This is a genomic window from Acidovorax sp. GW821-FHT09B03, assembly GCF_059418305.1.
Window position 1 is genome coordinate 408,236 of the sequence record NZ_JBWKPP010000001.1, and the last position, 11,026, is coordinate 419,261.

The window sequence follows — 11,026 nt, forward strand, 5'->3', positions numbered from 1 at the left end:
GGCCCAGGACCTTGCCGGCCTTAGACGGCCAGGCGCTTGCGGCCCTTGGCGCGGCGTGCGTTGATGACAGCGCGGCCGCCGCGGGTCTTCATGCGGACGAGGAAACCGTGGGTGCGGGCGCGGCGGGTCTTGGAGGGCTGGTAAGTACGTTTCATGGTGCTCTATTCCTTGAGGTTCAGTTCCGGACTGCTGCGCAGAAATAACGGCACGCCCGGTCAAATCGCCCTGAACACATTCAGGGAAACCCAAAATTATCGCAGGCTTGTGCCCCGCTGGCAATGCCCGCGGCAGGGAAGACCCTGTGGCGCGCTGGAATCAGGGGTTCAAAATGCCATTTCCGACCCCATCGCCAGGGGTCCGAGCCCATTGGAGAAACCGGCCTTTCAAATTGTGGATAACTCCTTGACAAGCTACAATGCCCGGCCCAGCACCGTTCCTCCTATCCACAAAAAGAATCACCCGATAAATGACCGAGGAACCCTCCAGCAGCTCCGCATCCAACCCCGGGGCCGACGCAGGCCAGGGCCTGTGGCAGGCCTGCCTAGAACAACTGGCGCAAGACCTGCCAGAGCAGCAGTTCAACACCTGGATCAAGCCCCTCGTGGCGCAGGTGACCGAAGACTTCTCCAAGGTGACGCTGTTCGTCGCCAACCGCTTCAAGCTCGACTGGATCCGGGCCCAGTACGCCAAGCGCATCTCGCTCCTGCTCGAAGACCTGTACGGCCAGCCCGTCACACTGGAGTTAGCACTCGCTCAGCGCGAAGCCGTTACCCGCACTTACGTGCGCCCCAACGCAGCGGGCACGCAAACCCCGGTTTCGCACAACGACCAGCAGGGCCAGGGGCAGGGCAGCAGCAACAACAACAGCAACTCCGGCAACGGCAACAGCGGCAGCAGCACCCCCGACGAATCGGCCGGCGCCTTCCGCAACCGCCTCAACGCCGGCCTCACCTTCGAGACCCTGGTCGAGGGCACGGCCAACCGCATGGCGCGCTCGGCCGCCATGCACGTGGCGGGCATGCCCGGCCACCTGTACAACCCGCTGTTCATCTACGGCGGCGTGGGCCTGGGCAAGACCCACCTGGTGCACGCTGTGGGCAACCGCCTGCTGGCCGACAAGACCGACGCCAAAGTTCTCTACATCCACGCCGAGCAATTCGTGTCGGATGTGGTTAAGGCCTACCAGCGCCGCACCTTCGATGAATTCAAGGAGCGCTACCACTCGCTGGACCTGCTGCTCATCGACGACGTGCAGTTCTTTGCCAACAAGGACCGCACGCAGGAAGAATTCTTCAACGCCTTCGAAGCCCTGCTGGCCAAGAAGAGCCACATCGTGATGACCAGCGACACCTACCCCAAGGGCCTGGCCAACATCCACGAGCGGCTGGTCTCGCGCTTCGACTCGGGCCTCACCGTGGCCATCGAGCCGCCCGAGCTCGAGATGCGCGTGGCCATCCTGATCAACAAGGCCCGCGTGGAAGGCACCGAGATGCCCGAGGAGGTCGCCTTCTTCGTGGCCAAGAACGTGCGCTCCAACGTGCGCGAGCTCGAAGGCGCGCTGCGCAAGATCCTCGCGTACTCGCGCTTCAACCAGAAGGAAATCTCCATCCAGCTGGCACGCGAGGCGCTGCGCGACCTGCTGTCCATCCAGAACCGCCAGATCTCGGTGGAAAACATCCAGAAGACCGTCGCCGACTACTACAAGATCAAGGTGGCCGACATGTACAGCAAGAAGCGCCCGGCCAGCATTGCCCGCCCGCGCCAGATCGCCATGTACCTGGCCAAGGAGCTCACGCAAAAGAGCCTGCCCGAGATCGGCGAGCTCTTCGGCGGGCGCGACCACACCACGGTGCTGCACGCGGTGCGCAAGATTTCGGGCGAGCGCCAGCAGCTGACCGAGCTGAACCAGCAGCTGCACGTGCTGGAACAGACGTTGAAGGGCTGAGCCACCGTGCGTTCCCTCCTGGCCTTTGATGTAAGAACTTGTTCGGCGCCACACTGCCAAATAGAACACGTCCTTACAAGGCAAAATGGGGGGTTTAGGGGCAGCAGGGGGGCACAACCCGTGCCGCTGCCCGCACCGTTCCAAAAAAGATCCACAAGCAAGGGGTTGATGACATGATCGTCCTGAAGGCAACACAAGACAAGGTACTCGCGGTTCTGCAATCGGTGGCTGGCATCGTGGAGCGCCGCCACACCTTGCCCATCCTGGCCAACGTACTGATCCGCAAGACCGGCAACGCGCTGCAGCTGACGACCAGCGACCTCGAGATCCAGATCCGCACCACCGCCGAGCTCGGTGGCGACACGGGCGACTTCACCACCACCGTGGGTGCGCGCAAGCTCATCGACATCCTGCGCACCATGCCCAGCGACCAGACGGTGAGCCTCGAATCCGCCCAGTCCAAGCTGATCCTGAAGGGCGGCAAGAGCCGCTTCACCCTGCAAAGCCTGCCTGCCGAGGACTTCCCGCTGGTGCAGGAGTCGGCCGCCTTCGGCCCCGTGTTCGCCGTGCCGCAAAAAACCCTCAAGGACCTGCTGGGCCAGGTGTCGTTTGCCATGGCGGTGCAGGACATTCGCTACTACCTCAACGGCATTTTGTTCGTGGCCGAGGGCAAGCAGCTGAGCCTGGTGGCCACCGACGGCCACCGCCTGGCCTTTGCCAGCGCCACGCTCGATGTGGAAGTGCCCAAGCAGGAAGTCATCCTGCCGCGCAAGACCGTGATCGAGCTGCAGCGCCTGCTGTCCGACGCCGGCGGCGAGAACCAGCCCCACATCGAGATGCAGTTCGCCAACAACCAGGCCAAGTTCACCTTTGGCGGCATGGAGTTCGTGACCAAGCTGGTCGAGGGCAAGTTCCCCGACTACAACCGCGTCATCCCCAAGAACCACAAGAACAGCATCACCCTGGGCCGCGCCCCGCTGCTGGCCAGCCTGCAGCGCACGGCCATCATGACCAGCGACAAGTTCAAGGGCGTGCGCCTGAACCTGGAGCCCGGCACCCTGCGCGTGGCGTCCAACAACGCCGAGCAGGAAGAGGCCGTGGACGAGCTCGACATCGACTACGGTGGCGACACCATCGAGATCGGCTTCAACGTGACCTACCTGATCGACGCCCTGGCCAACATGGGCCAGGACATGGTGAAGGTGGAGCTCTCGGACGGCAACAGCTCCGCGCTCTTGACCATCCCCGACAACGAAAGCTTCAAGTACGTGGTGATGCCGATGCGCATCTAGCCCTGCGCCGTGCCCTTGTCGCCTTGCGCGCCGGACACCCCGCACGAGCTATTGATTTGATAGCTGCTCGCCCCCATATGATGGGGACCAGAGCCCTATTTGAACCTTATTGACAGACACATCGGAGGCCCCCCGGGCCTCCACGGATCCCAAGGCCCACCATGACCGCTGACAACAACCTGCCCGAGCCAGAACCCACCGGCACTGGTGAGCCCGTTCCGCACAAGATCGACACCAACCAGGCCGGCGCCAGCGAAAGCTACGGCGAAGGCTCCATCACCATCCTCGAAGGCCTGGAGGCCGTGCGCAAGCGCCCCGGCATGTACATCGGCGACACGAGCGACGGCACCGGCCTGCACCACCTGGTGTTCGAGGTGGTGGACAACTCCATCGACGAGGCCCTGGCCGGCCACTGCGACGACATCGTCGTCACCATCCACTCCGACAACTCCATCAGCGTGACCGACAACGGCCGCGGCATCCCCACCGGGGTGAAGATGGATGACAAGCACGAGCCCAAGCGCAGCGCTGCCGAAATCGCGCTGACCGAGTTGCACGCCGGCGGCAAGTTCAACCAGAACAGCTACAAGGTATCGGGCGGCCTGCACGGCGTGGGCGTGAGCTGCGTGAACGCACTCTCCAAGTGGCTGCGCCTGACCGTGCGCCGCGAAGGCAAGGTGCACCAGATCGAGTTTGCGCGCGGCTTCGTGCAAGACCGCCTGCTCGACACCGTGGACGGCTTCGAAGTGAGCCCCATGAAGGTGACCGGCGAGACCGAAAAGCGCGGCACTGAAGTGCACTTCTTGCCCGATACCGAGATCTTCAAAGAGAACAACGACTACCACTACGAGATCCTGGCCAAGCGCCTGCGTGAGCTCTCCTTTTTGAACAACGGCGTGCGCATTCGTCTGAAGGACGAGCGCAGCGGCAAGGAAGACGACTTCTCGGGCGCCGGCGGCGTGCGCGGTTTCGTCGAGTTCATCAACAAGGGCAAGACGGTACTGCACCCCAACTCGTTCTACGCCGCAGGCGAGCGCCCGGCCGAAACCTACGGTGGCATCCCCGGCACGCACATCGGCGTGGAAGTGGCCATGCAGTGGAACAGCGCCTACAGCGAGCAGGTGCTGTGCTTCACCAACAACATCCCCCAGCGGGACGGCGGCACCCACCTGACCGGCCTGCGCGCCGCGATGACCCGCGTCATCAACAAGTACATCGAAGAAAACGAGTTCGCCAAGAAGGCCAAGGTCGAAGTCACCGGCGACGACATGCGCGAAGGCCTGTGCTGCGTGCTGAGCGTGAAGGTGCCCGAGCCCAAGTTCAGCAGCCAGACCAAGGACAAGCTGGTATCGAGCGAAGTGCGCGCCCCCGTGGAAGACATCGTGGGCAAGCTGCTGACCGACTACCTGCAGGAGCGCCCGGCCGACGCCAAGATCATCTGCGGCAAGATCGTGGAGGCCGCCCGCGCCCGCGAAGCCGCCCGCAAGGCCCGCGAAATGACCCGCCGCAAGGGCGTGCTCGACGGCATGGGCCTGCCCGGCAAGCTGGCCGACTGCCAGGAGAAAGACCCCGCCCTGTGCGAAATCTACATCGTCGAGGGTGACTCCGCCGGTGGCTCTGCCAAGCAAGGGCGCGACCGCAAGTTCCAGGCCATTTTGCCGCTGCGCGGCAAGATCCTGAACGTGGAAAAGGCCCGCTACGAAAAGCTGCTGACCAGCAACGAAATCCTGACGCTGATCACCGCCCTGGGCACCGGCATCGGCAAGGCCGGCGGCACCACCGGTGGCGATGACTTCGACGTGGCCAAGCTGCGCTACCACCGCATCATCATCATGACCGATGCGGACGTTGACGGCGCCCACATCCGCACCCTGCTGCTCACCTTCTTCTACCGCCAGATGCCCGAGCTGGTCGAGCGCGGCCACATCTACATTGCCCAGCCACCGCTGTACAAGGTGAAGGCCGGCAAGGAAGAGCTGTACCTGAAGGACGCACCGGCGCTCGACGGCTTCTTGCTGCGCATTGCGCTGAACCACGCCAGCGTGAGCACCGGCGGCGCCAACCCGCAGGTGCTGACCGGCGAGACCCTGGGCGAACTCGCGCGCAAGCACCAGGTGGCCGAGAGCGTGATTGCCCGCCTCAGCAACTTCATGGACGCCGAAGCCCTGCGCGCCGTGGCCGACGGTGTGAGCCTGAAGCTCGACACGGTGGCCGAGGCCGAAACCAGTGCCGTGGCCCTGCAGGCCAAGCTGCGCGAGCTGAACACCACCGGCGCCCCCGCCGAAGTGGCCGGCGAGTTCGACGCCCGCACTGACAAGCCCCTGCTGCGCATCAGCCGCCGCCACCACGGCAACATCAAGAGCAGCGTCATCACGCAGGACTTTGTGCACGGCGCCGACTACCAGGCCCTGGCCGAGGCGGCCGAAACCTTCCGCGGCCTGCTGGGCGAGGGCGCCAAGGCCCTGCGCGGCGAAGGCGAAAAGCAGAAGGAAGAAAAGGTCGGCGACTTCCGCCAGGCCATGAAGTGGCTCATCAGCGAAGCCGAACGCAGCACCAGCCGCCAGCGCTACAAGGGCCTGGGCGAGATGAACCCCGAGCAGCTGTGGGAAACCACCATGGACCCCAACGTGCGCCGCCTTCTGCGCGTGCAGATCGACGACGCCATCGAGGCCGACCGCGTGTTCACCATGCTCATGGGCGACGAGGTGGAGCCGCGCCGCGACTTCATCGAGACCAACGCGCTGCGTGCGGGCAACATCGACGTTTGATAGTTGGATAGTTAGCTATCCGATCAACACCCATCAAGCACCGCTTGAACCGAAGACGCCCGGCCCATGCCGGGCGTTGTTCTTTCTGGTGCTGTAATAGGCCCGTCTCGACCCTGACCTCCATCATTCGACTCACCACGCCATGCCCAAGCCACTCACCACCATCGCCGCTGCTGTTGCCGCACTGGCACTGACCGCCGCCGCCGCACCGTCTGCATGGGCGCAGACGTACAAGTGCACCCAGCCTGACGGCAAGACCGCCTTCCAGGACCAGCCCTGCCACATGAGCGGCGGCACCGGGGGCAGCGTCAACATCAAGGTCACCCCGCCCTCCAGCGACCCCCTTCCGCCCAGTGCCCCGCCAGCGCGGCAGCGCTCGCCTTACGCAGGCAGCACCGGCGCCGGCACGGGAAGTACGCAAACCGCCGACGCCCAGGCCACCCAACAGGCGCGCCAGCAGGCCGAGGCGTACAACCGCTCATCCCGCTGCAACTCCGCGCGCCGCAACCTGGGCACCCTCAAGACAGCGCGCCCCGTGTTCCAGTACGACAACAAGGGCGACAAGCAGTACCTGGACGACAGCAAGCGCCAATCGGAAATGGCCGCAGCACAGCGCGACGTGGCAGAGAACTGCCGCTAACGCGGAGAAAGACGATCACTGGGCATGCCCCAATCCCAACACCCCGCATCACTCCAGCAACTGGCCCTGCGCCTGCAGGATTTCGCGCAGCAGCGCGACTGGGGCCAGTTCCATTCGCCCAAGAACCTGGCCTCGGCCCTGATCGTGGAGGCCGGCGAGCTGCTGGAGCACTTTCAGTGGCTGACCGAGGAGCAGAGCCGCAACCTGTCTACGGACAAGAAGCAGGCCGTGGCGCAGGAGATGGCGGATGTGCTGCTGTACCTGGTGCAGATGGCCACGGCGTTGGATGTCGATCTGATCGAGGTGGCGAATGCGAAGATGGAGATCAATGGGAGGAAGTATCCGGTGGAGGAAGCGCGGGGAAGCAATCGCAAGTACGACGAGGTGTAGTCAACCGCCTCGTGTGCCGCTGTCAGCGTCGACGCCCACAAAGCCAATCTTTCGATCCAAATACGGGCACAGCTTGTGACAGGGTAAAGCGATCACATCACTGCATGACACTGGCTAGCCGAAATTTCTGCTTGAAGGAAGCAAGCTGGTCCCGTTCCCTCATTTGAAGGTCGCGGGATCTATTTGTCACTTGGACGTGCGGGCTTGTCGAAGCAATAAGTGAAAATGCAGAGATGCCTTTAACCCTGCCACAACTAGAACGTCACCTCTTCAAAGCTGCAGATATCCTCCGAGGAAAGATGGATGCATCGGAGTTCAAAGAATACATCTTCGGGATGCTGTTCCTCAAGCGCTGCTCCGACGTGTTCGACCAGCACCGCGAGAAGATCATCAAAGAAGAACTGGCGGCTGGCTTAAGCCAGGCCGAAGCCATCGAGAGCGCCAATCAGAAAGATTGGTACATGGAAGAAGGCTCGTTCTGGGTACCACCCCAGTCACGCTACGAGTACCTACTCAACGACGCGCACCAGAACATTGGCGACTTCCTGAACAAGGCCTTGGCTGGCCTGGAAACCGGTAACACCAGTCTCTATGACGTGCTGGAGCACATCAACTTCACGAAGAAGGTCGGACAGAGCAAGATTCCAGACATCAAGTTGCGTTCGCTGATCAACCACTTTGGCTTGCACCGCTTGCGCAACGAAGACTTTGAGTTCCCGGATCTGCTTGGTGCCGCCTACGAGTTCTTGATCGGCGACTTTGCCGACTCTGCTGGCAAGAAAGGCGGCGAGTTCTACACGCCGCGCTCGGTGGTACGAATGATGGTGCGGCTAATAAAGCCCGAGCTGAAACATCACATCTACGACCCTTGTTGCGGCTCCGGTGGCATGCTGATCTGCGCCAAGGAATACATCGACGAGGCAGGACAGGAAGGACGCAAAGCGAACCTTTACGGTCAAGAAGACAGCGGCACAGTTTGGTCCATTGCCAAAATGAACATGCTGCTGCATGGCATCAGCACGGCCGACCTGCACAACGAAGACACCTTGGCCAAACCACAGCACGTCAAGGGCGGGGAATTGCGACGCTTTGATCGGATCTTGGCAAACCCGCCCTTTTCACAACCTTGGGGCACGCCCGACAAAGACCAGAGTGGCCAGTCCGCGTGGGCTCCGGAGTTCCGCGCGGAGCGCTTCAACTACGGCGAGGTGCCTCTGGGAGCCAAGAAGGCCGATCTAATGTTCTTGCAGCACATGGTCGCAGTGCTGGCCGACGGTGGGCAGATCGCCACTGTCATGCCGCATGGGGTTTTATTCCGAGGCGGCGAAGAGCGAACGATCCGTGCCGGAATGATCGAGGACGATCTGTTGGAAGCCGTCATCGGTGTAGCCCCATTTCTGTTCTATGGCACGGGCATCCCAGCGTGCATCCTGGTGCTGCGCCAGCGCGTGCAGAACGGCGCTGAGCGAGTCAGCGGCAAGCCGAAGGAGCGCCAGGGCAAGGTGCTGTTCATCAACGCTGACCGCGAGTTCTTGCAAGGGCGGGCGCAGAACTTCCTGATGCCCGAGCACATCGAGAAGATCGTCACCACCTTTGAGGCTTACAAAGAGGAGCCGGGCTTCTCGGCCATCGTAGACACCGCAACGCTTAAGGCCAACGGCTACAACCTCAACATCCGCCGTTATGCCGACAACGCGCCACCGCCCGAGCCGCATGACGTGCGCGCCCATTTGCTGGGTGGCGTCCCCAAGGCCGAGGTGTCGGACCTGGCGAAGAAGGCCCTGTTCAACGCCCACGGCCTGAACCCGACGGACTTCTTTGTCGAGCGGGACGACACATATTACGACTTCAAGCCCAGCTTCACCGCGAAGACCGAGCTCAAACCTGCCATCGAGTCCAATGCGGGGCTGCAGGCTAAGGAAGCCGCCATCCGCGCCGCCTTCGAGGCGTGGTGGACAGCCCATGGCCAGCGCATCACCGATCTGGCGGGGGCGCAAAGCTTTGTAGCATTGCGCAATGAGCTGCTGGCCAGCTTCAACGGTTCACTGGAGCAGATTGGCCTGCTCGATCCCTTCCAGGTTCGCGGCATCGTGGCCGGCTTTTGGAACCAGACCAAGTACGACTTCCTCACCCTGATGGCCCGTGGCTCGCATGGCGTGGTTGATGCCTGGCGCACCAGCATCGTCACTGCATTGGAAGACAAGATCTCCAAGGAGAGCCCGCTGGAGCACAAGCTGGTCAAGTTCCTGATGGGCAGTTTCGTGACAGAGCTGGAGGAGCTGGACGGTAAAAAGCTGGAGTTGGAAGGTCAGATCAAGGCCGCTACGCCAGAAAAGAGCGAGGAAGGCGAAGAAGCCGTCGGCGACGAAGATGCGAACGAGGAAAACGCCGTTGATGAAAAGCAGGTCAAGGCTTGGAAGAAAGAGCTAGCCGCACTGAAGAAGGTAATCAAAGCCAAAAGCGACAGTTTGACTCTGGAGCTGAACAAATCAGTGACAAGTTTGGACGCCGATGCAGCGAGTGAGCTCCTGCTGAACATCCTGCACGCCGACATGAAGCAGATTGTGGAGCGCTACGTCACCGGCCAGCGTCAACATATCGTGGCCGCCTTCGAAAATTGGTGGGACAAGTACAAGATAACGCTGACCGATATCGAGCATGATCGCGATGCTGCGGCCAACCAGCTCCAAAAATTTCTAAAGGGGCTTCACTATGTCTGAACTGGACGAGTTTGGATTTAGCAAGGACTTTAAAAAACACAACCTTGGCGAAATCTCTCATATTGAAATGGGGCAGTCACCTGATTCTCGATTTGTCTTCGAAGATCCCTACGTTGGCCACCCTTTTCTCCAGGGTAATGCCGAATTCGGCGTGGTTTCACCTTCTCCAAAATTCGGCTGTATCCGACCGGCAAAGTTGGTTAAAGCGAGCGATGTCCTTATCTCAGTACGGGCACCTGTTGGGGCCGTAAATATCGCAGATCGCGACTATTGCATTGGTCGTGGTCTTGCCGGGATTCGGCTTCATGGCATCGAGCCGAACCTAGCTGCACAATTCATCCAACATCAGTCAGCAGAACTCAGGCGCGTTGCCCAAGGCACAACCTTTGAGGCGATTAGCAAAACCGATTTGCAAACACTTCCGTTGCGACTTCCTCCGGTTGCTGAACTGCCTATTATTGCAAAGCTGCTGAGTACCCTCGACACGACAATCTATCAGACTGAGGCCATCGTCGGGAAGCTGAAGCAGGTAAAAAAGGGGCTGCTGAAGGACCTGCTGACGCGGGGCGTGGATGCCAATGGCGGGCTGCGCTCAAGTCAGGTTGTGGCGCCGGAACTCTATCAAGAGTCGCCGTTGGGCTGGATTCCACGCGAGTGGAAGTTTGGGCCCTTTGGCAGCTTGTGCTCTTCGAGTGCTTTTGGGCCACGTTTCCCTTCGGATGCTTATGACGAGAACGGGCCTCTAGCGACCTTGCGCACAACCGATATGGATGACGAAGGTGAGATTTCACTAGCGACTATGCCTCGGGCTGCAATTCATCCATCGACCTTCTCAGAGCATTTACTGCAGAGAGGCGACCTCGTTATCTCTCGAAGTGGAACATGCGGCGTCACGGGTGTTTTTTTAGGGCACGAACTTCCAGTAGTACCTGGCGCCTTTCTGATTAGGTTCCGCTTAGCGGACCTGAGAATCAACCAGTTTTTCAGGCGCTACTTCAATTCTTCTCTCGGTAGGCCACGACTTGAAAAGCTATCTGAGGGCGGGGTTCAGAAGAACATAAAGGGAACCGATGTATTGGGCTTGGTAGTACCAATCCTGCCGCCTGACGAAGCAGAGTTAATTGCTGACCGCGTTTTGGCTGTTGAGAATAGCATCCAGTTAAATGCGATTCAACTCCAAAAATTAAGGCAATCGAAGGCTGGCCTCATGGACGACCTCCTGACTGGCCGCGTCCGTGTCACGCCATTGATGACGCCATAAAAAAGGGCCA

At 61.0% G+C, this 11,026-nt stretch carries 8 protein-coding genes; 7 read left to right on the top strand and 1 reads right to left on the bottom strand.

Annotation, left to right across the window (positions count from 1 at the left end; genetic code table 11):
- Positions 1-20 precede the first annotated feature (20 nt).
- Positions 21-155, bottom strand: coding sequence for a 50S ribosomal protein L34 (rpmH, locus tag AC07PA_RS01850; RefSeq protein WP_005798102.1), 135 nt, complete (start codon positions 153-155; stop codon positions 21-23).
- A gap of 311 nt (positions 156-466) precedes the next feature.
- Here rpmH and dnaA point away from each other — a divergent pair, with 311 nt between their 5' ends.
- From dnaA to AC07PA_RS01885, 7 genes are all read left to right on the top strand, one after another.
- On the top strand, positions 467-1,945 hold the full coding sequence (dnaA, locus tag AC07PA_RS01855; protein ID WP_145694080.1) for a chromosomal replication initiator protein DnaA: 1,479 nt from the start codon (positions 467-469) through the stop codon (positions 1,943-1,945).
- A 173-nt stretch (positions 1,946-2,118) separates the two neighbouring features.
- Positions 2,119-3,237 carry a DNA polymerase III subunit beta gene (gene dnaN, locus AC07PA_RS01860; protein WP_007854794.1) on the top strand — a complete coding sequence of 373 codons (1,119 nt, stop codon included), beginning with the start codon at positions 2,119-2,121 and terminating at the stop codon, positions 3,235-3,237.
- A 161-nt stretch (positions 3,238-3,398) separates the two neighbouring features.
- Positions 3,399-6,005, top strand: a complete 2,607-nt coding sequence (gene gyrB / locus AC07PA_RS01865; protein ID WP_494603626.1) for a DNA topoisomerase (ATP-hydrolyzing) subunit B — start codon at positions 3,399-3,401, stop codon at positions 6,003-6,005.
- 142 nt (positions 6,006-6,147) lie between these two features.
- Positions 6,148-6,645, top strand: a complete 498-nt coding sequence (locus AC07PA_RS01870; RefSeq protein ID WP_494603624.1) for a DUF4124 domain-containing protein — start codon at positions 6,148-6,150, stop codon at positions 6,643-6,645.
- Positions 6,646-6,669: 24 nt separating this feature from the next.
- Complete coding sequence (locus AC07PA_RS01875; protein ID WP_494603622.1) at positions 6,670-7,035, top strand: nucleotide pyrophosphohydrolase; 366 nt, start codon at positions 6,670-6,672, stop codon at positions 7,033-7,035.
- Positions 7,036-7,268: 233 nt separating this feature from the next.
- A complete protein-coding gene (locus AC07PA_RS01880) occupies positions 7,269-9,755 on the top strand; it encodes a type I restriction-modification system subunit M (protein ID WP_494603620.1) in 2,487 nt (828 codons plus the stop codon).
- Positions 9,748-11,016: a restriction endonuclease subunit S gene (locus tag AC07PA_RS01885; protein ID WP_494603618.1), complete on the top strand. Its 1,269-nt coding sequence runs from the start codon at positions 9,748-9,750 to the stop codon at positions 11,014-11,016. The genes AC07PA_RS01880 and AC07PA_RS01885 overlap by 8 nt, the downstream gene beginning before the upstream one ends.
- The last annotated feature ends 10 nt before the right edge of the window (positions 11,017-11,026 follow it).

What these genes read in the sequence shown, in the direction of transcription:
- rpmH (WP_005798102.1), bottom strand. Translation starts at nt 155, where the DNA reads ATGAAACGTACTTACCAGCCCTCCAAGACCCGCCGCGCCCGCACCCAC.
- dnaA (WP_145694080.1), top strand. Translation starts at nt 467, where the DNA reads ATGACCGAGGAACCCTCCAGCAGCTCCGCATCCAACCCCGGGGCCGAC.
- dnaN (WP_007854794.1), top strand. Translation starts at nt 2,119, where the DNA reads ATGATCGTCCTGAAGGCAACACAAGACAAGGTACTCGCGGTTCTGCAA.
- gyrB (WP_494603626.1), top strand. Translation starts at nt 3,399, where the DNA reads ATGACCGCTGACAACAACCTGCCCGAGCCAGAACCCACCGGCACTGGT.
- AC07PA_RS01870 (WP_494603624.1), top strand. Translation starts at nt 6,148, where the DNA reads ATGCCCAAGCCACTCACCACCATCGCCGCTGCTGTTGCCGCACTGGCA.
- AC07PA_RS01875 (WP_494603622.1), top strand. Translation starts at nt 6,670, where the DNA reads ATGCCCCAATCCCAACACCCCGCATCACTCCAGCAACTGGCCCTGCGC.
- AC07PA_RS01880 (WP_494603620.1), top strand. Translation starts at nt 7,269, where the DNA reads ATGCCTTTAACCCTGCCACAACTAGAACGTCACCTCTTCAAAGCTGCA.
- AC07PA_RS01885 (WP_494603618.1), top strand. Translation starts at nt 9,748, where the DNA reads ATGTCTGAACTGGACGAGTTTGGATTTAGCAAGGACTTTAAAAAACAC.